This window comes from Pseudomonas sp. Irchel 3E20, from assembly GCF_900187645.1.
In the GTDB taxonomy this organism is placed as follows: Bacteria; Pseudomonadota; Gammaproteobacteria; order Pseudomonadales; family Pseudomonadaceae; genus Aquipseudomonas.
Map to the genome: position 1 here is coordinate 52048 of NZ_FYEE01000005.1, position 24311 is coordinate 76358.

Annotated in this window: 25 protein-coding genes; 17 read left to right on the forward strand and 8 right to left on the reverse strand. The window is 62.2% G+C overall.

The features are described 5' to 3' along the window. Positions 1–8 precede the first annotated feature (8 nt). The 3 genes from CKW13_RS11065 to CKW13_RS11075 all read left to right on the forward strand — a co-directional run bounded on the left by CKW13_RS11065 (position 9) and on the right by CKW13_RS11075 (position 2068). Complete coding sequence (locus CKW13_RS11065; protein ID WP_095108646.1) at positions 9–1091, forward strand: 5-(carboxyamino)imidazole ribonucleotide synthase; 1083 nt, start codon at positions 9–11, stop codon at positions 1089–1091. Between the two features lie 106 nt (positions 1092–1197). Continuing rightward, positions 1198–1443: a GlsB/YeaQ/YmgE family stress response membrane protein gene (locus CKW13_RS11070; protein WP_095108647.1), complete on the forward strand. Its 246-nt coding sequence runs from the start codon at positions 1198–1200 to the stop codon at positions 1441–1443. 88 nt (positions 1444–1531) lie between these two features. Beyond that, positions 1532–2068 carry a DUF3299 domain-containing protein gene (locus CKW13_RS11075; protein ID WP_095108648.1) on the forward strand — a complete coding sequence of 179 codons (537 nt, stop codon included), beginning with the start codon at positions 1532–1534 and terminating at the stop codon, positions 2066–2068. Positions 2069–2171: 103 nt separating this feature from the next. Here the strand turns inward: CKW13_RS11075 and CKW13_RS11080 are convergent, their stop codons facing one another. Together CKW13_RS11080 and CKW13_RS11085 are read right to left on the reverse strand one after the other, a co-directional pair. Further along, entirely contained in the window at positions 2172–3071 is a 900-nt protein-coding gene (locus tag CKW13_RS11080) for a D-hexose-6-phosphate mutarotase (RefSeq protein ID WP_095108999.1), read from the reverse strand. A 37-nt stretch (positions 3072–3108) separates the two neighbouring features. Further along, positions 3109–3513: an acyl-CoA thioesterase gene (locus CKW13_RS11085; protein ID WP_003176975.1), complete on the reverse strand. Its 405-nt coding sequence runs from the start codon at positions 3511–3513 to the stop codon at positions 3109–3111. Positions 3514–3874: 361 nt separating this feature from the next. Between CKW13_RS11085 and CKW13_RS11090 the strand changes: the two genes are divergently transcribed. From CKW13_RS11090 to CKW13_RS11130, 9 genes are all read left to right on the forward strand, one after another. Continuing rightward, entirely contained in the window at positions 3875–5173 is a 1299-nt protein-coding gene (locus tag CKW13_RS11090) for an MFS transporter (RefSeq protein ID WP_095108649.1), read from the forward strand. Positions 5174–5379: 206 nt separating this feature from the next. Beyond that, complete coding sequence (locus tag CKW13_RS11095) at positions 5380–6354, forward strand: phosphate ABC transporter substrate-binding protein PstS (RefSeq protein ID WP_095108650.1); 975 nt, start codon at positions 5380–5382, stop codon at positions 6352–6354. A 409-nt stretch (positions 6355–6763) separates the two neighbouring features. Beyond that, on the forward strand, positions 6764–8797 hold the full coding sequence (locus tag CKW13_RS11100; protein ID WP_176465099.1) for an ABC transporter permease subunit: 2034 nt from the start codon (positions 6764–6766) through the stop codon (positions 8795–8797). A 15-nt stretch (positions 8798–8812) separates the two neighbouring features. Then, positions 8813–10483 (forward strand): phosphate ABC transporter permease PstA, encoded by a 1671-nt coding sequence (gene pstA, locus CKW13_RS11105; RefSeq protein WP_095108652.1) that lies wholly within the window; start codon positions 8813–8815, stop codon positions 10481–10483. A 175-nt stretch (positions 10484–10658) separates the two neighbouring features. Then, positions 10659–11492 (forward strand): phosphate ABC transporter ATP-binding protein PstB, encoded by an 834-nt coding sequence (gene pstB / locus CKW13_RS11110; RefSeq protein ID WP_095108653.1) that lies wholly within the window; start codon positions 10659–10661, stop codon positions 11490–11492. A 117-nt stretch (positions 11493–11609) separates the two neighbouring features. Further along, complete coding sequence (gene phoU, locus CKW13_RS11115; protein WP_095108654.1) at positions 11610–12371, forward strand: phosphate signaling complex protein PhoU; 762 nt, start codon at positions 11610–11612, stop codon at positions 12369–12371. A gap of 163 nt (positions 12372–12534) precedes the next feature. Continuing rightward, positions 12535–13431, forward strand: coding sequence for a response regulator (locus CKW13_RS11120; protein WP_095108655.1), 897 nt, complete (start codon positions 12535–12537; stop codon positions 13429–13431). Positions 13432–13544: 113 nt separating this feature from the next. After that, the gene (locus CKW13_RS11125) at positions 13545–13865 is read left to right on the forward strand and encodes a hypothetical protein (protein ID WP_095108656.1); all 321 of its coding nucleotides are present in this window, start codon (positions 13545–13547) and stop codon (positions 13863–13865) included. A gap of 80 nt (positions 13866–13945) precedes the next feature. Then, positions 13946–14842 (forward strand): peptidoglycan DD-metalloendopeptidase family protein, encoded by an 897-nt coding sequence (locus tag CKW13_RS11130; protein ID WP_095108657.1) that lies wholly within the window; start codon positions 13946–13948, stop codon positions 14840–14842. A 9-nt stretch (positions 14843–14851) separates the two neighbouring features. On the opposite strand, the gene CKW13_RS11135 is transcribed toward CKW13_RS11130, so the two are convergent. The 3 genes from CKW13_RS11135 to phoB all read right to left on the reverse strand — a co-directional run bounded on the left by CKW13_RS11135 (position 14852) and on the right by phoB (position 18496). After that, positions 14852–16192 carry a hemolysin family protein gene (locus CKW13_RS11135; protein ID WP_095108658.1) on the reverse strand — a complete coding sequence of 447 codons (1341 nt, stop codon included), beginning with the start codon at positions 16190–16192 and terminating at the stop codon, positions 14852–14854. Positions 16193–16385: 193 nt separating this feature from the next. Beyond that, positions 16386–17669 (reverse strand): phosphate regulon sensor histidine kinase PhoR, encoded by a 1284-nt coding sequence (gene phoR, locus CKW13_RS11140; protein WP_256576582.1) that lies wholly within the window; start codon positions 17667–17669, stop codon positions 16386–16388. Between the two features lie 137 nt (positions 17670–17806). Then, complete coding sequence (phoB, locus tag CKW13_RS11145) at positions 17807–18496, reverse strand: phosphate regulon transcriptional regulator PhoB (protein WP_095108660.1); 690 nt, start codon at positions 18494–18496, stop codon at positions 17807–17809. A gap of 151 nt (positions 18497–18647) precedes the next feature. On the opposite strand from phoB, the gene CKW13_RS11150 reads away from it, so the two are divergent. Then, entirely contained in the window at positions 18648–19019 is a 372-nt protein-coding gene (locus CKW13_RS11150; RefSeq protein WP_095108661.1) for a hypothetical protein, read from the forward strand. Between the two features lie 103 nt (positions 19020–19122). On the opposite strand, the gene ubiA is transcribed toward CKW13_RS11150, so the two are convergent. Then, positions 19123–20013: a 4-hydroxybenzoate octaprenyltransferase gene (ubiA, locus tag CKW13_RS11155; protein WP_095108662.1), complete on the reverse strand. Its 891-nt coding sequence runs from the start codon at positions 20011–20013 to the stop codon at positions 19123–19125. Continuing rightward, positions 20013–20564 (reverse strand): chorismate lyase, encoded by a 552-nt coding sequence (locus CKW13_RS11160; RefSeq protein WP_095108663.1) that lies wholly within the window; start codon positions 20562–20564, stop codon positions 20013–20015. The genes ubiA and CKW13_RS11160 overlap by 1 nt, the downstream gene beginning before the upstream one ends. 215 nt (positions 20565–20779) lie before the next feature. On the opposite strand from CKW13_RS11160, the gene CKW13_RS11165 reads away from it, so the two are divergent. From CKW13_RS11165 to CKW13_RS11180, 4 genes are all read left to right on the forward strand, one after another. After that, complete coding sequence (locus tag CKW13_RS11165; RefSeq protein ID WP_095108664.1) at positions 20780–20947, forward strand: rubredoxin; 168 nt, start codon at positions 20780–20782, stop codon at positions 20945–20947. 30 nt (positions 20948–20977) lie between these two features. Further along, positions 20978–22126 carry an NAD(P)/FAD-dependent oxidoreductase gene (locus CKW13_RS11170; protein WP_095108665.1) on the forward strand — a complete coding sequence of 383 codons (1149 nt, stop codon included), beginning with the start codon at positions 20978–20980 and terminating at the stop codon, positions 22124–22126. A 188-nt stretch (positions 22127–22314) separates the two neighbouring features. After that, positions 22315–22590 (forward strand): HU family DNA-binding protein, encoded by a 276-nt coding sequence (locus CKW13_RS11175; RefSeq protein ID WP_095108666.1) that lies wholly within the window; start codon positions 22315–22317, stop codon positions 22588–22590. A gap of 214 nt (positions 22591–22804) precedes the next feature. After that, positions 22805–23188, forward strand: coding sequence for a helicase (locus CKW13_RS11180; RefSeq protein ID WP_095108667.1), 384 nt, complete (start codon positions 22805–22807; stop codon positions 23186–23188). Positions 23189–23194: 6 nt separating this feature from the next. Here CKW13_RS11180 and CKW13_RS11185 read toward each other — a convergent pair whose 3' ends face one another. Beyond that, complete coding sequence (locus CKW13_RS11185; RefSeq protein WP_095108668.1) at positions 23195–24253, reverse strand: hypothetical protein; 1059 nt, start codon at positions 24251–24253, stop codon at positions 23195–23197. Positions 24254–24311: the final 58 nt, after the last annotated feature.

Here is a 24311-nt window from a genome sequence, read left to right on the forward strand (position 1 = left end):
TATTGACGATGAAGATCGGTGTAATCGGTGGCGGCCAACTGGGCCGCATGCTGGCCCTGGCGGGTACCCCGCTGGGCATGAATTTCGCTTTCCTGGACCCGGCGCCGGACGCCTGCGCCGCCACTTTGGGCGAGCACCTGCGGGCCGACTACGGCGACCAAGACCACTTGCGCCAATTGGCCGACGAAGTGGACTTGGTGACCTTCGAGTTCGAGAGCGTACCGGCTGAAACCGTGGCCTTCCTGTCGCAGTTCGTGCCCGTGTACCCGAGCGCCGAAGCGTTGCGCATCGCCCGTGACCGCTGGTTCGAGAAGAGCATGTTCAAGGATTTGGGCATCCCCACGCCGGCGTTCGCCGACATCCAGTCCCAAGCCGACCTGGACGCCGCCGTGGCCGCCATCGGCCTGCCGGCCGTGCTCAAGACCCGCACCCTGGGCTACGACGGCAAGGGCCAGAAGGTTTTGCGCAGCGCCGCCGATGTGGTCGGCACCTTCGCCGAACTGGGCAGCGTTGCCTGCCTGCTCGAAGGCTTTGTGCCGTTCACCGGCGAAGTCTCACTGATCGCCGTGCGGGCCCGCGATGGCGAAACCCGCTTCTACCCGCTGGTACACAACAGCCATGAGAGCGGCATCCTCAAGCTCTCCGTGGCCAGTACCGACCACCCGTTGCAGGCCCTGGCCGAAGACTATTCCAGCCGTGTGCTCAAGCACCTGGACTACGTGGGCGTGATGGCGTTCGAGTTCTTTGAAGTGGACGGCGGCCTCAAGGCCAACGAGATCGCGCCACGGGTGCACAACTCCGGGCACTGGACCACCGAAGGCGCCGAGTGCAGCCAGTTCGAAAACCACCTGCGCGCCGTTGCCGGCCTGCCGTTGGGTTCGACCGCCAAGGTCGGTGAAAGCGCGATGCTCAACTTCATCGGCAGCGTGCCCGACGTGGACAAGGTGCTGGCCATCGACGATTGCCACCTGCACCACTACGGCAAGGCGTTCAAGGCCGGGCGCAAGGTCGGCCACGCCAACCTGCGCTGTGCCGATGCGGCCACGCTGGAGCGCCAGATCCTCAGGGTGCAGGCGCTGATCGCCGAGTAACCCGTGTGGCATGGCGGGAACCATTGCGGCCCCGCCGCCCTCTGATGGCAGGATGCCAAAGTCTGGCTAGGCTTGGATCTATCTCACTTATCCAGAGGGCAATGCCATGGGAATTATCGGAACCATTTTTATCGGCCTGATCGTCGGCTTGCTGGCACGTTTCCTCAAACCGGGCGATGACAGCATGGGCTGGATCATGACCATCCTGCTGGGCATCGCCGGTTCGCTGGCGGCCACTTATGGCGGCCAGGCGCTGGGCATTTATGAAGCAGGCCAGGGTGCAGGCTTCCTCGGTGCGCTGGTGGGCGCCGTGGTGCTGCTGGTGATCTACGGCCTGGTGAAAAAGAACTGATTCATCGCAACAAGGCCCTCTGCGCTGCGCAGGCGTTGAGGGCTAGAATGCCCGGCGACCGTTCCTTCCTCTATTTGCCGAGCCCTTCATGCGCCGTCTTCTCCTGACTTTCCTACTCCTGGGCTGCGGCCTGGCCCATGCCAGCGAACTGGCGGAAACCGACTGGCTGGAGCTGATGCCCAAGTCGGACCAGCTCGCCCTGGAACAAATGCCGGACATCGACCACAACTCCCCCGAGGCCAATGGCACCTTCAACGAAAAGGGTGGCTTGAAGCAGAGCAAGGGCTTGCCGGCGGTGATGTACTCGAACAAGACCGTGGCGGCGATGAACAACAAGGCCATTCGCCTGGGCGGCTACCCGGTGCCGCTGGAAACCGACGCCAAGGGCCGTAGCACGTTGTTTTTTCTGGTGCCCTATCCGGGCGCGTGCATCCACGTGCCGCCGCCGCCGCCCAATCAACTGGTGCTGGTGCGCTACCCCAAGGGCTTGAAACTGGACGACATCTACACGCCGCTGTGGGTGACCGGCACCCTCAAGGTTGAAGCGGTCAGCAACGACCTGGCCGACGCGGCCTATGCGCTGGACGCGGCCAAGGTGAAGGTGGTGCAGGAGGCGGATTTGTAGGGGAAGGCTCTGTCATGAGTGGGAGCAGCGTCTGTGGGAGTGGGCGAGCCTGCTCCCACAGTGGATTGCCGCTGTAGTTGCGCACCCACAGAGTTGGCGCCGGTTACAGGGCAATGCCCATAACACTCACCCCCAGCGTATGGCTGGCCCCCGGCGCCAAGGTCACCACGTCGTCCAGCACATTGGCGGTTTCGATGCACAGCATGCGCTGCCAGCCGTCGTCGGCCATGTCGGCCAGGTGGGCGGCGCGTTCGCTCCAGGGGTTCCAGACCACTGCCGAGCGTGAGCCGCGGCTGGTCAATTGGATGCGGCGCTGCCAGTGCGGGTCGAGGATGCTCAGGTGTGGGGGCGCATCGAGGTAGATGCGGTCGGTTTCCCCGGCAAAGTGCAGGTCGCCCCGTTGGGTGAGGGTTTTCCAGTCGTCCAGGGTTTCGATGTAGCGGAGCCCGTCCACGCCTTGCACCTGCACATTGCGCACGTCGCTGACGGCGAAATAGGTGTGCAGCGCCTGGCTGAGGGTCACCGCGTCGGCGCCCAGGTTATGGCTGGTGAGGTCAATGTGCAGTTGCTCGTCGAGGCGGATGCTCAGCTTCAGCTCGACCCGGTGCGGCCAGCCCGGTAGGCCGGTTGCGGCTTGGGGCAGGGCGAAGTCGATCTTCAGCGCCTGGCCTTCGCTTTCGATGCCGCTCAGTGACCAGTCCATGGCACGTACCAAGCCGTGGGCGCTGGCCGGTTGTTCGCCGCTGTACATCGCCTGCACGCTGTGCGGGTTGCGTGCCAGGTTGCCGAACCACGGCCAGCACACCGGTACGCCGGCGCGGATGGCTTTGCCGGTGGTGAAGGTGGCGCGGTCGTTGAGCCACACCAGCGGCGGTTGCCCGGCCCGTTGATAACTGAGGATATGCGCGCCTTGCTGGGCCACCAGCAATTCGGCCCCCGCATGGCGGATGCGCCAGCAGTTCAGCTCATCGAGTTTTACCGCTTCAACAGTGGGCGTGGGCATGGTGCGCATCTCTTGGCAGGCAGGGGCGGGCGTTGGTTCAGCGGGCCCGGGAAGGTACCGAACGGGTGCGCCCGCTGCCGTCGATGGCGACGAACACGAACACCGCTTCGGTGACTTTGCGCCATTCGCTGGACAGCGGATCGTCGCTCCACACCTCGACCATCATCTGGATCGAGCTGCGGCCGATTTCCAGGGCCTGGGTATAAAAGGACAACTGCGCGCCCACCGCCACCGGCACCAGGAATGCCATGCGGTCGATGGCCACGGTCGCCACGCGCCCGCCTGCCACCTTGCTGGCCATCGCCGTGCCGGCGAGGTCCATCTGCGCCACCAGCCAACCGCCGAAAATATCGCCAAAACCGTTGGTTTCACGGGGCAGGGCGGTGATTTGCAAGGCCAGGTCGCCTTGGGGGATTGGATCTTCTTGTTCGAGCTCTATCATGCCGGAGGGCCTCTGACCCGTAATACATCAGGAGAATAGCCGTCTTCAGGAAAAACGATTCAGCCCCGAACATACTGCGTTCGTCACGTTCTTCATAAGGCGAACTAAGGAAAACTCTGCGAAACCGCCTGGCCCGGTGCCCGGGGGCGTCATTAGGCGTTTTCGCACAGCAATCCTTTGAGGTAGCAAGGCAGCGAGTATATCGGTGGATAGACCCCGCGACGACCGTCCGGTTCGCATTTTGGCCCTCTATTACGCGGCTGTATGTGCTTTTTAGAACAATTTGCTATCGTGCCGAACCCGCCCAGGCTTCAACCAGCGTTGTTGAGCTTGCAGAACCGACTATAAGAGAAGCCTTGCCATGACCAGCGTGCCCTCCAGCACTGCACAGCCTGTGCAGCCCGCCCGTCCCTTGACGCGCAACGATTACAAGACTTTGTCCCTGTCCGCCCTGGGCGGTGCGCTGGAGTTCTACGACTTCATCATCTTCGTGTTTTTCGCCACGGTGGTGGGCAAGCTGTTCTTCCCCGCGGACATGCCCGAATGGCTGCGCCTGATGCAGACCTTCGGCATCTTCGCCGCCGGTTACCTGGCGCGGCCCCTGGGCGGCATCGTCATGGCGCACTTCGGCGACCTGCTGGGGCGCAAGAAGATGTTCACCCTGAGCATCTTCATGATGGCCGTGCCGACCCTGATTATGGGTTTGCTGCCCACCTACGCGCAGATCGGCATGTGGGCGCCGATCCTGCTGCTGGTAATGCGCGTGATCCAGGGCGCGGCCATTGGCGGCGAAGTGCCAGGGGCCTGGGTGTTCGTGTCCGAACACGTGCCACAGCGCCATGTCGGCTACGCCTGCGGCACCCTGACGTCGGGGCTGACGGCGGGGATCCTGCTGGGCTCGCTGATGGCCACGGCGATCAACAGCCTCTATACCCCCGAGGAAGTCGCCGCCTACGCCTGGCGGATTCCGTTCCTGATGGGCGGCGTGTTCGGCCTGTTTTCCGTGTACCTACGCCGCTGGCTGCACGAAACCCCGGTGTTCGCCGAGCTGCAACTGCGCAAGGCCCTGGCCGAAGAAGTGCCGCTGCGGGCGGTATTGCGTGACCATCGCGGTGCCATCGTCATTTCGATGCTGCTGACCTGGCTGCTGTCGGCCGGGATCATCGTCGTGATCCTGATGACGCCCACCGTGTTGCAAACCGTCTACCACTTCGCGCCCACCACCGCGTTGCAGGCCAACAGCCTGGCCATCGTGTTCCTGAGCCTGGGCTGCATCGCCGCCGGCGCGCTGGCGGACCGCTTTGGCGCCGGGCGGGTGTTCGTGGTGGGCAGCGGTTTGCTGTTGCTCAGTTCCTGGACCTTCTACCACAGCCTGTTCAACCACCCGGACTGGCTGTTCCCGCTGTATTCGCTCACCGGCCTGTTGGTGGGCACCATCGGCGCCGTGCCCTATGTGATGGTCAAGGCGTTCCCGGCGGTGGTGCGCTTTAGCGGGTTATCGTTCTCCTATAACCTGGCCTACGCGATCTTCGGTGGCTTGACCCCGATGGTGGTGACCCTGCTGCTCAAGGAAAGCCCGATGGGCCCGGCCTATTACGTGGCAATCATCTGTGGCGTGGGGATGCTGGTGGGTGCGTACCTGTGGAAGCAGGGGCGCTAGCAGTGAGGGCTTATCGCGGGCGGGCCCGCTCCCACACAGGCCTGCGTTGAACCTGCGGGCTTGCCCGCGATGAACGATGCCTCGGTAGCCGGCCCCTAGCCAGATAATGGCCTTTCATCTAATTGTCATATTCCAGCCATAGAGTGTTCACACGGCCTGCTGATACTTGGCCCCGAATAACACACCCTATCTGCTAGGAGTAAGGCATGAAACTGAAGCGTTTGATGGCGGCAATGACGTTTGTCGCTGCTGGCGTAGCGACTGCCAATGCGGTTGCCGCTGTTGACCCTGCTATCCCGAGCTACACCAAGACCACTGGTGTGTCGGGCAACCTGTCCAGCGTCGGTTCCGATACCCTGGCCAACCTCATGACGTTGTGGGCCGAGCATTACAAAAAAGAATATCCGAACGTCAACATCCAGATTCAAGCCGCTGGCTCCGCCACCGCGCCACCTGCGCTGACCGAAGGCACCTCTAACCTGGGCCCGATGAGCCGCAAGATGAAGGACACCGAACTGGCGGCCTTCGAGCAGAAGTACGGCTACAAGCCGACCGCCATCCCGGTGGCAGTGGATGCCCTGGCCGTGTTCGTGCACAAGGACAACCCGATCAAGCACCTGACCATGGAACAGGTCGATGCAATCTTCTCCTCCACTCGCCTGTGCGGCGCCAAGGCTGACGTGAAAACCTGGGGCGACCTGGGCGTGACCGGCGACCTGGCCAACAAGCCAGTGCAACTGTTCGGCCGTAACTCGGTATCCGGCACCTACGGCTACTTCAAAGAAGAAGCCCTGTGCAAAGGCGACTACAAGCCCAACGTCAACGAGCAACCAGGCTCGGCGTCGGTTGTGCAGTCGATCAGCTCTTCGCTCAACGGCATCGGTTACTCGGGCATCGGCTACAAGACCGCCAGTGTGAAAACCGTGGCCCTGGCCAAGAAGGGCGGCACTGACTTCATCGAAGACACCGAAGAAAACGCCCTGAACGGCAAGTACCCGCTGTCGCGCTTCCTCTACGTGTACATCAACAAAGCCCCGAACAAGCCTCTGGCTCCGCTGGAAGCCGAGTTCGTGAAACTGGTGCTGTCCAAGCAGGGCCAGGAAGTTGTGGTCAAAGACGGCTACATCCCGCTGCCAGCCAAAGTCGCCGCCAAGGCACTGGCTGACCTGGGTCTGAAATAAGGCGCATAAGCCTGCATTACCCGGTGTAGCGCCGGGCCCACCCAGGCCCGCCTACACCCTTCAATTTTTCGGTCCGCTGCCAGTACCCACGGGCGGCGGATTTGTTGCGTCACTGCATTGTCATCTTTCTGTCATACAGGATCGCTAGGGTGTGCGCATGAATGATCTGGCCAATTCCCCCATGACTACGACTTCTCCTCCCAAGCGAATTGATTTCAATACGCCTGAGCTGCAACGCAAGCGCCGCATCCGCGCGTTTAAAGATCGCCTGACCCGCTGGTACGTCCTGGTGGGCGGGCTGGCCGTTCTCGCGGCTATCACCTTGATTTTCTTCTTCCTCGGCTACGTGGTGATGCCGCTGTTCCAGGGCGCCGATCTGACCGCCAAGGACCCGCTCGCCCCGGCCTGGATGCAGGACGCCGGCAAGCCCCTGATGATCTCGCTCGAAGAGCAGAACCAGGTTGCCATGCGGGTTTCCGACAAGGGCCAGGCCCTGTTTTTTGACCTCGACAGCGGTGCCGAACTGAGCCGCGTAAGCCTGCCGATCCCGGCCGGTGCCAGCGTCTCGTCCATCGGCGAAGACCAGCCTGGCAGCCCGCTGGTGGTGGTCGGCCTGTCCAACGGCCAGGCGCTGGTGTTCCGCCACACCTACAAGGTCACCTACCCGGACAGCAAAAAAACCATCTCGCCCGCCATTGAGTACCCTTACGGCGAAGCGCCGATTGCCCTCGATGAGCAAGGCCGCAGCCTGGAGCACGTGAGCCTCAATGCCACCGACACCACCCTGGTGCTCGCCGGCTCCACCGGTTCGCAGTTGCATGTGCTGTCGCTGACCAGCGAAGAAAACATGATGACCGGCGAAGTCACCAGCGAGCAGGCGCGCATCGACCTGCCGCAGATGACCGAGCCGGTCAAAGCCATCTTCATCGACCCGCGCCAGCAATGGCTGTACGTGGTCAATGGCCGCGCCCAGGCCGACGTGTTCAGCCTGCGCGACAAGAGCCTCAACGGCCGCTACAAACTGCTTGAGGACGGCGAGGCGCACGTCACCGCCAGCACCCAACTGGTGGGCGGCATCTCGCTGATCGTCGGCGACTCCAAGGGCGGCCTGGCCCAGTGGTTCATGGCCCGCGACCCGGACGGCGAACAGCGCCTCAAGCAGATCCGCACCTTCCAGATGGGCACCGCGCCTATCCTCGAAATCACCGCCGAAGAGCGCCGCAAGGGCTTTGTCGCCCTGGACGCCGCTGGCAAGCTCGGCGTGTTCCACAGCACCGCGCACCGCACCTTGCTGGTGGACCAAGTGGTCGACGGCGCCGGGATTTTCGGCCTGTCGCCACGGGCCAACCGCGTGATCGTCGAAGCGGGCGGCAAGCTGCAACCGTTGCTGCTGGACAACCCGCACCCGGAAGTGTCCTGGAGCGCGCTGTGGAGCAAGGTCTGGTACGAGAACTACGACGAGCCCAAGTACGTCTGGCAATCGACCGCCGCCAACACCGATTTCGAGCCCAAGCTGAGCCTCTCGCCGCTGACCTTCGGCACGCTCAAGGCCGCGTTCTACGCGATGCTGCTGGCCGCGCCGCTGGCGATTGCCGCCGCAATCTACACCGCCTACTTCATGGCCCCGGGCATGCGCCGCAAGGTCAAACCCGTGATCGAGCTGATGGAAGCCATGCCCACGGTGATCCTCGGCTTCTTCGCCGGCCTGTTCCTGGCGCCGTATGTCGAAGGGCACTTGCCGGGCATTTTCAGCCTGCTGATGCTGCTGCCGATCGGCATCCTGGTCGCCGGTTTCACCTTCAGCCGCCTGCCCGAATCGATCCGCCTGAAGGTCCCGGAAGGCTGGGAAAGCGCATTGCTGATCCCGGTGATCCTGTTCGTCGGCTGGCTGTCGCTGTACATGAGCCCGTTTATGGAGAACTGGTTCTTCGGCGGTGACATGCGCATGTGGATCTCCCACGACCTGGGCATCACCTACGACCAGCGCAACGCTCTGGTGGTGGGCCTGGCCATGGGCTTTGCGGTGATCCCCAACATCTATTCCATCGCCGAAGACGCCGTGTTCAGCGTGCCGCGCGGCCTGACCCTGGGCTCGCTGGCCCTGGGCGCCACGCCGTGGCAGACCATGACCCGCGTGGTGATCCTCACCGCCAGCCCGGGGATTTTCTCGGCGCTGATGATCGGCATGGGCCGCGCGGTCGGGGAAACCATGATCGTGCTGATGGCCACGGGCAACACCCCGGTCATGGAAATGAACCTGTTCGAAGGCCTGCGCACCCTGGCCGCCAACGTCGCGGTGGAAATGCCCGAATCGGAAGTCGGCGGCAGCCACTACCGCGTGCTCTTCCTCTCGGCGCTGGTGCTGCTGCTGTTCACCTTCGTCATGAACACCCTCGCCGAACTGATTCGTCAGCGTCTGCGCAAGAAATATTCGTCGCTTTAACAAAGGTAGAAGTCTGTGAAACAGAACTCCCTGAAAGGTTGGTTCAAGAGCGGCGCCCCAGGCGTCTGGATCAGCGGTGGCGCGGTTTCCATCGCGGTCATCATGACCATCGGCCTGCTGGCGGTCATCGCGGTGCGCGGCCTGGGCCATTTTTGGCCGGCCGACCTGGTCCACGCCAACTACGACGTACCGGGCCAGGCCAATCACCTGATCGTCGGTGAAGTGGTGCAGAAGGAAGAAGTGCCACGCGCCCGTCTCAAGAGCGCCGGCCTGCCGGTGCCCGATGACGGCCCGGAATTCATGACCCGCGAGCTGATTAAAGTCGGCAACCGCGACATCAACGGCACGGACTTCACCTGGATCGTCGGCGATTGGCTGACCAACCAGACCACCCCGCGCGAGCTGATGGCGCTGGAGCGCCGCGAGTGGGGCAACTTCTATGGCTACCTGGTCAACGTCAAGGAGGCCGGCAAGGTGGTAGCCGAAGGCGAAGCAGCCTGGCCCGAACTGCAAGCACGCATCGAGCGCGTGAGCAACCTGGCCGCCCAGCTCAAGACCCTGGAAAAATCCGATATCGGCGCCATCAACGCCGGCCTTGAGCGGGTGCGCCTGCACGGCCGCAAACTGGAACTGGCCGGCACCCTCGACGCCGCCGCCCAGGCTGATATGGACGCCGACCGCGCCGAACTGAACAACCGCTACCAGGCCATCGAGGCACAACTGGCCGACCTGCACGCCCAGTTCAACCGCGACAGCCTCACCGCCCGCGACGCCAACGGCAAAGAAATCGAGATCGACATCGGCAAAGTGGTGCACGCCTACCAGCCGAACGCCATGGGCACCTTCACCAAAATTGGCTTCTACTTCAGCAAGGTCTGGGAGTTCCTCAGCGACGACCCCCGTGAAGCCAACACCGAAGGCGGGATCTTCCCGGCGATTTTCGGCACCGTGATGATGACCCTCATCATGGCCATGATCGTCACCCCGTTCGGCGTGCTGGCGGCGGTGTACCTGCGTGAATATGCCCGCCAGGGCACCATGACCCGGTTGATCCGCATTGCGGTGAACAACCTGGCGGGCGTCCCGGCCATCGTCTACGGGGTATTCGGCCTGGGCTTCTTCGTCTATGTGCTGGGTGGCTCGGTGGACCGTTTGTTCTTCCCCGAAGCCTTGCCAGCACCGACCTTCGGCACCCCGGGCCTGCTCTGGGCGTCCCTGACCCTGGCGCTGCTGGCGGTGCCGGTGGTGATCGTGGCCACCGAAGAAGGCCTGGCGCGCATCCCGCGCACCGTGCGCGAAGGCTCCCTGGCCCTCGGCGCGACCAAGGCCGAGACCCTGTGGAAGATCGTGCTGCCCATGGCCAGCCCGGCGATGATGACCGGCATGATCCTCGCCGTGGCCCGCGCCGCGGGCGAAGTGGCGCCGCTGATGCTGGTGGGCGTGGTCAAGTTGGCGCCGTCGCTGCCCCTGGACGGCAACTACCCGTACCTGCACTTGGACCAGAAGATCATGCACCTGGGCTTCCACATCTATGACGTCGGCTTCCAGAGCCCCAACGTCGAGGCCGCGCGGCCGCTGGTGTACGCCACGGCGCTGTTGCTGGTACTGGTGATTGCCACACTTAACCTGTCAGCGGTGTGGATCCGTAACCACCTGCGCGAAAAATACAAAGCGTTGGACAGCTGAAGCTGTTAGCGGCAAGCGGCAAGCTACAAGCCGCTTTTGCTCAAACCTTGTAGCTTGCAGCTAAAAACTTGCAGCTAAAACGTACGTTTAGTCACAAGCGGCCAGCTACAAGCCGCCTTTGCTCAAATCTTGCGGCTTGCAGCTAGAAGCTTGCAGCTACAAACGGAGTGCGACCATGCAACACGAAACACACAGCCACGGCATCAACATGTCGGCCCTGGGCCGCGACAAGCAGAGCCTGAACCTGGACCAGGAAACCGTGGCCATTGAAGTGCCCGGCCTGAGCCTGTTCTACGGCGAAAAACAGGCGCTGTTCGACGTCAGCATGAACATTCCCAAGCAGCGCGTGACGGCGTTTATCGGCCCGTCCGGCTGCGGCAAATCCACGTTGCTGCGCACCTTCAACCGCATGAACGATTTGGTGGACGGCTGCCGCGTCGAGGGCGCCATCAACCTGTACGGCAACAACATCTACCGCAAGGGCGAAGACGTGGCCGAACTGCGTCGCCGCGTCGGTATGGTGTTCCAAAAGCCCAACCCGTTCCCCAAGACCATCTACGAAAACGTGGTCTACGGCTTGCGCATCCAGGGCATCAATAAAAAACGCGTGCTCGACGAAGCCGTGGAATGGGCGCTCAAGGGCGCGGCGCTGTGGGATGAGGTCAAGGACCGTTTGCACGAATCGGCCCTGGGCCTGTCCGGCGGCCAGCAGCAACGCTTGGTGATCGCCCGCACCATCGCGGTGGAACCGGAAGTGCTGCTGCTCGACGAACCCTGCTCGGCACTCGACCCGATCTCGACCCTGAAAGTCGAAGAACTGATCTACGAGCTCAAATCCAAGTTCACCATCGTCATCGTTACCCACAACATGCAGCAAGCGGCGCGGGTGTCCGACTACACCGCGTTCATGTACATGGGCAAACTGGTGGAATTCGGCGATACCGACACCCTGTTCACCAACCCGGCGAAAAAACAGACCGAAGACTACATCACCGGTCGCTATGGCTAGTTGGGGGGCAGCTACGGGCCGCAAGCTTTAAGCGGCCAGTAAGCGCGGTTCAACGCAGCGCCACCGATCAACTTGCAGCTTGTAGCTTGTGACTTACAGCTTTTGCGGAGCAAAACCATGATTTCGAAGGAAGGTTTAACCCATCACATTTCCGCCCAGTTCAACGCTGAACTGGAGGAAGTGCGCAGCCACCTCCTGGCCATGGGCGGGTTGGTGGAAAAGCAGGTCAATGACGCCGTGACGGCGCTGATCGAGGCGGATTCCGGCCTGGCCCAGCAGGTGCGCGAGATCGACGACCAGATCAACCAGATGGAACGCAACATCGACGAAGAGTGCCTGCGCATCCTCGCCCGTCGCCAACCGGCGGCGTCGGACCTGCGGCTGATTATCAGCATCTCCAAATCGGTGATCGACCTGGAGCGTATCGGCGACGAAGCCACCAAGATCGCCCGCCGTGCCATCCAGTTGTGCGAAGAAGGCGAAGCGCCACGTGGCTACGTCGAAGTGCGTCACATCGGTGACCAGGTACGTAACATGGTGCGCGATGCCCTGGACGCCTTCGCCCGCTTCGACGCTGAACTGGCCCTGTCGGTGGCCCAGTACGACAAGATCATCGACCGCGAATACAAGACCGCCCTGCGCGAGTTGGCCACCTACATGATGGAAGACCCGCGCTCCATCTCCCGGGTACTGAGCATCATCTGGGTGTTGCGTTCGCTGGAGCGCATTGGCGACCACGCGCGCAATATTTCCGAGTTGGTGATCTACCTGGTGCGCGGCACCGACGTGCGCCATTTGGGCCTGGCGCGTATGAAGGAAGAAGTTGAAGGCACCAGCGCTGAAAAGGCTAATGTTCCGGGCAAAGCTGACGATAAGTAAGGTTGCCCAGTAAAAGCGCCCGGCCCTCTGGCCGGGCGTTTTTGTTTGCGGTTTTTGAATTCATAGCACCCGCGAACGAAAAAAGTCCCGGCGTGACTGAAGAGTTTTGGCGAATTGCCATCAGCCAGCGTTATGCTTGCCGGGATTTTAAAAGGGGTGGTCGATGAGTAAGGTCAGTGTGTTGGTGGTGGACGACGCTTCGTTCATTCGTGACTTGGTGAAGAAGTGCCTGCGCAACTACTTCCCGGGCATCAAGATCGAAGACGCGGTGAACGGCAAGAAGGCCCAGGCCATCCTGGCCCGCGAGTCGTTCGACCTGGTGCTGTGCGACTGGGAAATGCCGGAAATGTCGGGCCTGGAACTGCTGACCTGGTGCCGTGGCCAAGAACAGCTCAAGGGCATGCCGTTCGTGATGGTCACCAGCCGTGGCGACAAGGAAAACGTTGTCCAGGCGATCCAGGCTGGGGTCTCCGGTTATGTGAGCAAACCCTTCACCAACGAACAACTGCTGACCAAGGTCAAGCAGGCGCTGAACAAGGTCGGCAAGCTCGACACCTTGATGAACAGCGCGCCAACCAAGATGAACTCGGCGTTCGGCAACGACTCCCTCAGCGCCCTGACCGGCGGCAAGGCCGAAGTGGTCAAGCCTTCCGCACCGGTGGTGCCGTCCAAGGGCCTGCTCAACAGCCCGCCGGTCAAGTCCGCTGCGCCGAGTGTCACTGGCGGTCGTGGCCAGGGCCAGTTGCGCCTGCCCAGCGGCACCCAAACCTGCGTGATTAAGGCCTTGAGCATCAAGGAAGCACTGTTGGTGGTTAAACGCACCGACACCCTGCCGCAGATCCTCGACAGCGCCGTGCTCGACCTGGAGCAGGGCGAAAACGCTGAAATCGCCCGCCTCAACGGCTACCTGCACGCGGTTGTCGCCCACGAGCCCAAGCCCGACAGCGAATGGCTGCAACTGACCTTCCGCTTCGTCGACCAAGATGCGCAGAAACTCGACTACATCTCCCGCCTCATTGCCCGCGGCACGGCGCAAAAGCACTTCGTCCCCGGCGCCTGACCCCGTAGCAAGCGGGCGAACCCGCTTGCTACATGGACAGACATCCCTTGGGGCTTTTGCAGCGTGCCTGGTTCGCGCCATCATCGAGCCTTTGCGTTGAGGAGATGCCAGCGATGATCTGCGAACTGTGCGAGGGCGTGAGCCAAGGCTTTGTCGAGGGCGGGCGGCTAGTGTGGCTGACCCAGGGCATCCAACTCACCCAGGTGGCCGACGACGCCACGGACGAAGAACGGCGCTGCTATCAACTGCTGCTGGGCTCGGGGCTGGTGTGGAAAGTCGATCACCTGGACGAATACGGCCAACCCTGGCTGGCCCTGCAATGGAGTGCCGAGCACTGGGAAACCCTACGGCCCGCGCCCGGCAGCTTTCGCTGGGTGGACACGGGCGCGGCTTACCCGGTACTGCAATTGAACGCCGCCGCGCCGGCGTCCTGAACTTGCAACATTGGCCCCCTACGCTGATGGATTGCAGCTGCTAGGCTGCTTTCACGTCTTTTCTGACAGAGCGTCGTCCCATGTTCGCGCGCGTGCTTGTTTTCTGTGGTCTGTGCCTGGCCGCCACTTGTGCGGCGGCCATGACGATCTACAAGTCCACCGACGCCAATGGCGTGGTTTCCTACAGCGACCGACCGTCACGCGGGGCCCAGCCGTTCGTGTTCCGCGACCGCATGGTTGAACGCCTGGAGCGCCAGGTACGCCTGGATATCAAGCAGCACAAGGGCGTGGACAGCGTGTTCGTGCGCAATGACCTGTACGCCCCGGTGGAAATCGAGCTGAGCTTTGCCGGGTTGAAAAATGTCAGCGGCGCGCCGCCGGGGCCCATCCGCCAGATCCTGCCGGCGCGCAGCAACCAGCGCCTGGCGCTGCTCACGGCCACGCGGGCCGGTAAGCCGCTGGCCTACACCCCACGGCTGCGTTACTCGCTGGGCGACCCCTCAGGCGTCGCCCAGGCCTATCGCTACCCGTTGCCCTGGCGGGGGGGGCCGTTTCGCGTGAGCCAGGGCGCCAATGGCAGCTACAGCCATTTCGGCGCCAAGAGCCGCTACGCCATCGATATCGCCATGCCCGAAGGCACGCCGATCATCGCGGCGCGTGGCGGGGTGGTGGTGAAAACCGAGAACGGCCAGAGTGGCCGCGGCACCGACCCGGCCGGCAATTTCGTGCGGGTGCTGCACGACGACGGCACCATGGGCGTGTACCTGCACCTCAAGCGCGGTTCGGTGAGTGTGCGCGAAGGCCAACGGGTGGCGGTGGGCAGCGCCCTGGCCCTGTCGGGCAACACCGGCAACAGCAGCGGCCCGCACCTGCATTTTGTGGTGCAGCGCAATACCGGGCTGGGGCTGGTGTCGATCCCCTACCAGTTCAACCAACCGTTGGGGGCTTTGCCCAACTTTGCGTTGGGCGGGCAGTGAGGGCGTTGATTAATCGAGCATCAACACCTTGGCCAGGACGATTTTCGGGCCTTTCATCTTTTTGATGATGATGCGCAGCCCTTCGACTTCCAGCACTTCTTCCTCTTCCGGCACCCGCTTGAGGGTTTCGTAGACCAACCCGGCCAGGGTTTCGGCTTCGATGTGGTCCAGGTCGATGCCCAGCAGGCGTTCGACCTTGAACAGCGGCGTGTCGCCGCGCACCAGCAGCTTGCCGGGTTGGTAGGCGAGGATGCCGCGCTCGGTCTTGCGGTGTTCGTCCTGGATGTCGCCCACCAGCACTTCGAGCACGTCTTCCATGGTTAGGTAGCCGATGACATTGCCGTCGGCTTCTTCGACCAGGGCGAAGTGCGAGCCGCCCTTGCGGAACTGTTCCAGCAACTGCGACAGCGGCAGGTGCCGCGAGACGCGTTCCAGCGGGCGGGTCAGCTCAGCCAGGTTGAACGATTCGGGGATGTGGTCCAGGGCCGCCAGTTCCAGCAGCAGGTCCTTGATGTGCAGCAGGCCGACGAACTCGTTGCGCTCAGTGTCGTACACCGGGTAGCGGCTGAACTTGTGGCGACGGAACTGGGCGAGGATTTCCTTGAGCGGCGCGTTGAACTCGATGCTCACCAGGTCTTCGCGGGAGTTGGCCCAATCGACCACTTCCAGTTCACCCATTTCCACGGCCGAAGCCAGTACGCGCATGCCTTGGTCGCTGGGGTCCTGGCCACGGCTGGAGTGCAGGATCAGCTTGAGTTCTTCGCGGCTGTAGTGGTGTTCGTGGTGCGGGCCGGGCTCGCCTTGGCCGGCGATGCGCAAAATGGCGTTGGCGCTGGCGTTGAGCAGGTAGATGGCCGGGTACATGGCCCAGTAGAACAGGTACAGCGGCACGGCAGTCCACAGCGACAGCAGCTCGGGTTTGCGGATCGCCCAGGACTTGGGCGCCAACTCGCCGACCACGATGTGCAGGTACGAAATGATGAAGAACGCGGTAAAGAACGACACGCCTTTGACCACTTCAGCCGATTCCACACCCACGGCGCTGAGCAGCGGCTCCAGGATGTGGGCGAACGCCGGTTCACCGACCCAGCCCAGGCCCAGGGAGGCGAGGGTGATACCCAGTTGGCAGGCCGACAGGTAGGCGTCGAGTTGGCTGTGCACGGTGCGCAGGATGTGCCCGCGCCAGCCATTCTGCTCGGCGATGGCCTCTACGCGGGTCGAGCGCAACTTGACCATGGCGAACTCGGCCGCAACGAAGAAGCCGTTGAGCAGAACCAGGACAAGTGCAAAAAGAATCATGCCGAAATCGGCGAACAGTGTTGCGAAGGTCAAGCCAGGGGAAGGGTCCATGATGGAGTTTTGCGGGTTCCGTCTAATCAAAAAGGGGGTGTTACGGGCCTGCTGAGCAGGCGCAAGTCAGGCAATGTAGCGGCTGATAGGGCGCTTGCCTAGTGGCCTTTAGGTGCTGCGGGCAATCTGGGCGACTTGCTGGCGGCCATCGCAGGCAAGCCAGCGCCCACTTGAGGCTGGCGCCTTAACCCGCTCAGTCCGGGTCGGCCAGCAACACCCGCGTGACCTGCGCCGGGGCGAAATGGCAGGTGAACGTGCTGCCGTGGCCCGGCACGCTGCTGATTTCCATGCGCGCGCGGTGGCGCAGCAGCACGTGCTTGACGATGGCCAGCCCCAGCCCGGTGCCGCCGGTGTTGGAGTTGCGGCTCGAATCGACGCGGTAGAAACGTTCGGTCAGGCGCGGCAGGTGCTTGTTGTCGATGCCGATGCCTGAATCCTGCACGCTCAGGTGCGCGCCTTGCTCGTCGCCCCACCAGCGCACGCGGATGTTGCCCTCGGCGGGGGTGTACTTGACCGCGTTGAACACCAGGTTGGAAAACGCACTGCGCAACTCCGCCTCGCTGCCCTTGAGCGCCAGCCCGGGGTCGGCCTCCAGTGTGATGCGTTGGTTGCGTTGGCCGGACAAGGCCTGGGCGTCGTTTTTGATCGATTGCAGCAGGGTATCGACCGCCACGGGGTGGTTGTCGGAGGGGTAATCGGTGGCTTCGAGCTTGGCCAGCAGCAGCAAGTCGTTGAGCAACGTCTGCATGCGCCCGCCCTGTTGCTGCATTTGCTGCAAGGCGCGGCCCCAGCGCGGGTTCACCTCCTCGACGTTGTCGAGCAGGGTTTCCAGGTAGCCGCAGATCACCGTCAGCGGCGTGCGCAGTTCGTGGGAGACGTTGGCGATGAAGTCTTTGCGCATCTGCTCCAGTTGATGGATGCGCGTCACGTCGCGCACCAGCATCAGGTGTTCGTTGTTGCCGTAGCGGGTGATGTAGAGCTGGATACGCAGGCGATCGTTGGTGGGCGAGGGGATTTCCAGCGGCTCGGCGTAGCTGTCCTGCTCGAAATACTCCTTGAAGCGCGGGTGACGTACCAGGTTGGTCACGGGTTGGCCGCTGTCCTGTGGGGTCTTGAGGCCCAGCAGGGTTTCGGCGGCGCGGTTCCACCATTCCAGGTTGCCGTCGCTGTCGAGCATCACCACCGCGTCCTTGAGGGCGGCGGTGGATTCCTGCACGCGGTCGATCACCGCTTGCAAGCGCCCGCGCACCCGTTGATCGCGGCGTTGCAGGTGATAGATGCTGTCGAACACCTCGCCCCACAGCCCATAGCCATCGGGCGGTGGCTCGTCGGGTTTGTGCTGGCGCAGCCACTCGTGCAGGCGCAGGAGCTGCTTGAGAGTCCAGCCCAGGTACACCGCCAGGCCAATGGCCAGGCTCCAGCCGTAGTAGCCACTCATCAGCCCCACCAGCAGGCAACCGGTGGTTAACAGCAGCATGTGGCGGATCAGGGTGCCATGCCAATTCTGGTTCACTTTGAATCCTTCAAAGCAGCTGCAAGTTTTGAGCTGCAAGCTTCAAGTTAGAGCGATCCGGCTTTTTCTTGCCGCTGGCCGCTAACCACTCGCAACTGCCTTCAACCTTTTGTCGAAAAGCGATAACCAGTGCCACGCACGGTTTGCACCAGGTTCTCGTAAGCCTCGCCGAGGGCTTTGCGCAGGCGCCGGATATGCACGTCCACCGTGCGTTCTTCGACGTAGACGTTGCCGCCCCACACCTGGTCGAGCAGTTGGCCGCGGGTGTAGGCGCGTTCCTGGTGGGTCATGAAAAATTGCAACAAGCGGTATTCGGTAGGGCCCATTTCGGCGGGTTTGCCGTCGATGGTCACGCGGTGGCTGATAGGGTCGAGCAGCAGGCCGCCGACTTCGATCGGCGCTTCGCCATCGGTGGGGCCGGCGCGGCGCAGCACGGCCTTGAGGCGTGCCACCAGTTCGCGAGGAGAAAACGGTTTGGTGATGTAGTCGTCGGCGCCCACTTCCAGGCCCTGGATCTTGTTGTCCTCCTCGCCCTTGGCCGTGAGCATGATGATCGGGATATCCCCGGTCAGCTCATCGCGCTTGAGGCGCCGGGCCAACTCGATGCCCGAGGTGCCGGGCAGCATCCAATCCAGCAGGATCAGGTCGGGCTTGCGGTCGACGATGATGGCATGGGCCTGCTGGGAGTTTTCTGCCTCCAGGCAGTCGTAGCCGGCCATTTCCAACGCAACGGCGATCATCTCGCGGATGGGCGCTTCGTCGTCAACGATCAGAATGCTCCTGCCAACCATGCTCAATCCTCTTGTCATTTAACTGTCTTGCGCCGCATTAGATAACGGAATTATTGCAGTCGTGTGACAGTATTTTTGGCCCCCGGCGTAGGAGGGGTTCCTGAACTAAGCTTGGAGTCCGAATCCTCACCACCACAAAAGGACGGTTTCCATGACTTACTCCTGCAAAGCCCTACTGGCCGCCGCGGCGCTCATTCTCCCGAGCCTGGCGCTGGCTGCCGACCCGGCGATGAGCCAGGACGGCGTGTTGGTCGATCACCAGGGTATGACCCTCTATACCTTCGCCAAGGACGCCGACGGCAAGTCCATGTGTAACGACAAGTGCGCCACCAACTGGCCACCGCTGGCCGCCGCTGCCACCGACAAGGACATGGGCAAGTGGACGGCGATCAAGCGTGACGACGGCACGATGCAATGGGCCTATGGCGGCAAACCGCTGTACACCTTCGTGATGGACAAGCAGGCCGGGGACAAGACCGGCGACGGCAAAATGGACGGCGCCTGGAAAGTGGCCAAGCCGTAGCTTGGGTCGAGTCGCCGCCCGCTCCCACAGCTGAAGAGTGCCACCCCTGTGGGAGCGGGCCAGCCCGCGATAGCGATCTAAAACACGGCCCCGCCAACAGCCCTCAACGCACCCCGTAGTCCAGCACAATCCCGACGAAAATCGCCAACCCCGCCCAGTGGTTATGCAGAAACGCGCGGAAGCACTTTAGGCGGTCGCGGTCGCGGGTGTACCAGAACTCCCAGGCAAAGCAGCCGAGCGCCACCAGCAACCCGGCGTGGAACCAGGCGCCCAGCTCAAAAGCCGAACCGGCCAGCAGCAGGCAACCCAGGGCCAGCACTTGTAGGGTCAGGATAATGGCGCGGTCGGCGTCGCCGAACAGAATGGCGGTGGATTTGACCCCGATGCGCAGGTCGTCGTCGCGGTCGGTCATGGCGTAGTAGGTGTCGTAGCCCACGGTCCACAGCAGGTTGGCGATCCACAACAACCACGCGGTGGCAGGCAGGCTGCCGGTTTCGGCGGTGAACGCCATCGGGATGCCCCACGAAAACGCCGCGCCCAGCACCACTTGCGGGTAATAGGTGTAGCGCTTCATGAACGGATAGCTGGCCGCCAGGGCCAGGCCGCCGAACGACAGCCAGATCGTCGCCGCGTTGGTCAGCAGCACTAGCAGGAAGCTGATAGCCATCAGCACCGCAAAAAACACCAGCGCTTCTTTAGAAGTGATCTTGCCGCTGGCCAGCGGCCGTTGTTCGGTGCGTTTGACATGGCCGTCCACCTTGCGGTCGGCCCAGTCGTTGATGACGCAGCCGCCGGCGCGGGTCAGCACCACGCCCAACACGAAAATCACGATGTTGGCCAGGGACGGCGAGCCCTTGCCGGCGATCCACAACGCCCACAGGGTCGGCCATAGCAGCAGGTAGATGCCGATGGGCTTGTCCATTCGCGTGAGCTGGACAAAGTCCCAGGCGCGGGGGTTGAGGTGGTTCAGGGATTTGAGCAGGCGTTGGTACATCAGCTGTTCTCCTCGGTGGCACAGGCGGCGTGCCAGAGGGCCGGCAGGAAGATTTCCGCCACCAGGACGCTGAGGGCGCCGCGATCGAACCGCGAACGGCGGCCCCACAAACCACTGGCCTGGCACTCGGCCGGCAGCCACTGGCGCGGGTAGTGGCAAACCTCGATGGCGCGCCGCTGGAACGCCTGGTCGCAGAACAGCAACTCGCCCAACGAGCGGCTGCCCAACTCGTCCATGTTCAAGCCGCCATCCTGCAAGGCGCTGCGCGCCGCCACGCTGCGGGCGAACACCCAGGCCTTGCCGTGGCCGCGCAGGTACACCTCGCGCACCCAGCCTTCGCTGCCGGTGGGCAGTTGCAGGGTGGCGCACTCGTCGTCGCGCAGCACCTGCCAGCCCTCGAATAGCGGGGTGACGCTGAAGGCGTCGTGGGAGAGCGCCGTCAGGCGCCGGGTCAGGGAGCCTTCGTCGAACAACCAGGCGAGGGGTTGCGCAGCGGGGAGGGGCGATAACTGGCTGCGGGGCAGCCAGACAGCGAGCATTGAATGCGGCACGGCGGGTCATTATTGGCAGCAAATGAGGCGGCGAGCTTAACATGCTGCCCGGCGATTTTGCCCGGTGGGCTGCGGTATGTGCGTCGAACGTGCTTGCATCTGTTGATCCCGATCAGTACAAAACGCCCTGAGCCGAACGGCAACCCAAGCCTTATCCCAAACCGTCTATCGACCGTTCGCGCCTGCAAAAGCCTGAGAAACCGAGGAAGTAAGCAATGAAGAAGTGGCAATGTGTGGTCTGCGGCCTGATCTATAACGAAGCGGACGGCTGGCCGGATGATGGCATCCTCGCCGGTACGCGCTGGGAAGACGTCCCGGCAGATTGGCTGTGCCCAGACTGCGGCGTTGGCAAAACGGATTTTGAAATGATCGAAATCGCCTGATTTCACTCATCCAACAACAAGGAGAAAGCAATGAGCGCACCTGTCGTCATCATCGGTACCGGGCTGGCGGGCTATAACCTGGCACGGGAGTTTCGCAAGCTCGACAGCGACACCCCGTTGCTGTTGATTACCGCCGATGACGGCCGCTCCTACTCCAAACCCATGCTCTCCACCGGTTTTGCGAAAAACAAGGAAGCCGATGGCCTGAGCATGGCCGAACCCGGCGCCATGGCCGAACAGCTCAAGGCCGAGGTTCGCACCCATACGCGCATCAGCGGCATTGACCCGGGCCACAAACGCCTGTGGATCGGCGAAGAGGCGGTGGCCTACCGCGACCTGATCCTGGCCTGGGGCGCGGAAACCGTGCGCGTGCCGGTGCAGGGCGACGCCGGCGAGTCGATTTTTCCCATCAACGACCTGGAAGACTACGCGCGCTTTCGCGCCGCAGCGGCCGGCAAGCGCCGCGTCCTGGTGCTGGGCGCCGGCCTGATTGGCTGCGAGTTCGCCAACGACCTGATCCTGGGCGGCTACGAAGTGCAACTGGTGGCACCGTGCGAGCAGGTGATGCCAACCCTGCTGCACCCGGCCGCCGCCGCTGCGGTACAAGCCGGGCTTGAAGGCATTGGCGCGCGTTTCCACCTGGGGCCGGTGCTCAATCGCCTGCAACGGGTGCCCGAGGGGCTTGAAGCGCACCTGTCTGATGGCCAGGTGATTGCTTGCGATGTGGTGGTATCGGCCATCGGCCTGCGCCCGCGTATCGACCTGGCGGCTGCGGCAGGCCTGGTGGTCAACCGGGGCGTGGTGGTGGACCGCCACCTGCAAACGTCCCACGCCAATATCTATGCCCTGGGCGACTGCGCCGAGGTTGATGGCTTGAACCTTCTGTACGTGATGCCGTTGATGAGCTGCTCCAAGGCCCTGGCACAGACCCTGGTGGGCAACCCGACGGCGGTCAAATACGGGCCGATGCCGATCACGGTGAAAACCCCGGTCTGCCCGCTCGTGGTCTCCACCCCGCCAAGGGGCGCGGAAGGCAACTGGACCGTCGAAGGCCAGGGCGGCGACATCAAGGTGCTATGCCGTGCCGCCGACGGCCAATTGCTTGGCTATGCCCTCACCGGCGCGGCGCTGATGGACAAACTGGCGCTGAACAAGGAACTTCCGGCGTTGCTGGCGTAAATACAGGTCGTTCTGTCGGATACACCCCGCTTTTGCGCCGACAAAGCACCCAAGTAGACTGGCGCCCCTGTCGGGCGCGTGCCATCCTCACACCCGTCTGCCGCAGCGTAGAGCCTGCGGTGCCTTGGCGCCGCCCTCCGGGGGCGGCACGGACATAACAACAAAAAACCGTCAAAGAGGCTTCACCTATGCGCAAACCAGATCTCGCAGCCGCCATCGCCGAAAAAGCCGATCTCACCAAAGAACAGGCCAACCGCGTACTCAACACAGTGCTTGAAGAAATCACCGGCGCGCTGCACCGCAAGGACAGCGTCACCCTGGTAGGTTTCGGCACGTTCCTGCAACGCCACCGTGGCGCGCGCACCGGCAAAAACCCGCAGACCGGTGAGCCGGTGAAAATCAAGGCCAGCAATACCGTCGCGTTCAAACCGGGCAAATCGCTTAAAGACAGCGTCAACCCGTAACTCCCCCGCGGAATTGAAAAATGGGCACGCCAACCGGGTTGGGTGCCCATTTTTTGTGGGCGCGGATTAACCCCGGAGAGGTTTAAATGCGTGACCTGGTAGTCATCAGCCGCAAAAAACACACCATCTGCGCCTAACGATCAGTAACTGTGGTGTTCTTTAACCAACTCGCTAAACTGCGCCGGCCGTTCATTTTTCTATTGAGGCTGTGCCCATGAAATTTCGTTTTCTTCTGTGGATGCTGGGTTTGCTGATGGGCAAGGCCAGCCGCACCAACCCGGCGTTTCAGCAGCAATTGGGTGACAAGGAGCTGGTGTTCCAATTACAGACCCTGGACGGCAAGGTGGCGCGTCACTTCCTGGTCAAGAACCAACGCATCACCAGTAAATCCGGGCTGTACCCGGAACCGGCGTTCGCCATCGCCTTCAAGGATGCCGCCTACGGCTTCGCCACGATGCAGGCCAAGAACAAGCAATTGGCGTTCATGACCGGCATTCAGGACAAATCGATCCAGATCAAAGGCAACCCGGCGCTGGTGATGTGGTTCCAGGGCCTGACCAAATACCTCAAGCCCCGCAAGGCCAAGCCCAAGGCGTGACAGTTGTCACAGCCTCGGGTTGGATTGATCGGGACTCCACTGCCAGAAAGTCGTGCCGAAGTTGCTGTCGCCGATGGCGGGGAAAGGAGTGCCTTGTTGGAAGTAACGGCGGGAATTGACTTGGGCGGGGGTGAACCACCACCCGGACTGGGGGCAAAGTTCGCCGGCGGCTTTGCGTAACACCGGCTCCGGTGGCGCTGTTTGGGCTTGTTTTAGGGCTTCGGCTTTTGCCACGCTCTCCATCGAAGGTACGGGCACGCCCGTGACCATGGTGGGGTCTTGATAACTTTCCAGGATGGGTAAGCCCAGGGCTCGTGCTTGTTCTTCTGCCTTGATTCGCAGGAGTAAGGCGCCTGCTAGGGTTGTGGCGTATTTGGCGCGTGTGGCTTCGTTGGGATGGCTGGCGCCGCTTAGGCTGTTAGTTGTTTGGAGGATGACATTCAAATTGTCAAGAATACGTCTTTTAGAACTCTCTGTACGGAAGTCTCGCATATAGCGGACTTCCAATAACATGCCTTCGGCCTGCCATAGCCAATTAAAGTCCCCCTTGAGATTTTGCCATTCCTCCCAGGTAAGTTGATAGTTAGGGTCGGCCAAAAGTGGCGATATCAACTTCGGGTCCATGTCGGTTGTTTGTGTTTGGTAGTTGCTTTTGAAACGATAGGTTATACGTCCAGTTAGGCGGGGGTCACTCAGCATAATGTATCGTTGCCAACCGACGGCTTGAATGCTGGCCTGAAGATTCATTACTAATTCATAAACCTGCCGATCATATGCTTCAAGCTGCGGGTCAGTCATTTTTTCAAAAAGTGGAGCGTCGGGAAGTTCGATGCTCATATCGACTTCGTCCGCCCCATAAGTGTCGCGGGCGTTGTCGTAGAAAAGGACCATGTAGGCATAGGGGAATATTAAACCGTATTTTGGATGCCTAAGCTTTGGCTGAGCATTTTGAGCTGTATAGAACAGGACGCTGTTCACCCCGGAGCGTTGAATGGAAAAATTGGCACGTTGGACAATGGCATCACCTTGTTCGCCTAATGCGAACTCGAGCACACGAGTATTCATAAGGGAATTCCTATAGTTGGCGGAAGATCTATCAGTTGATAAATAGGTGCTCGCAAAT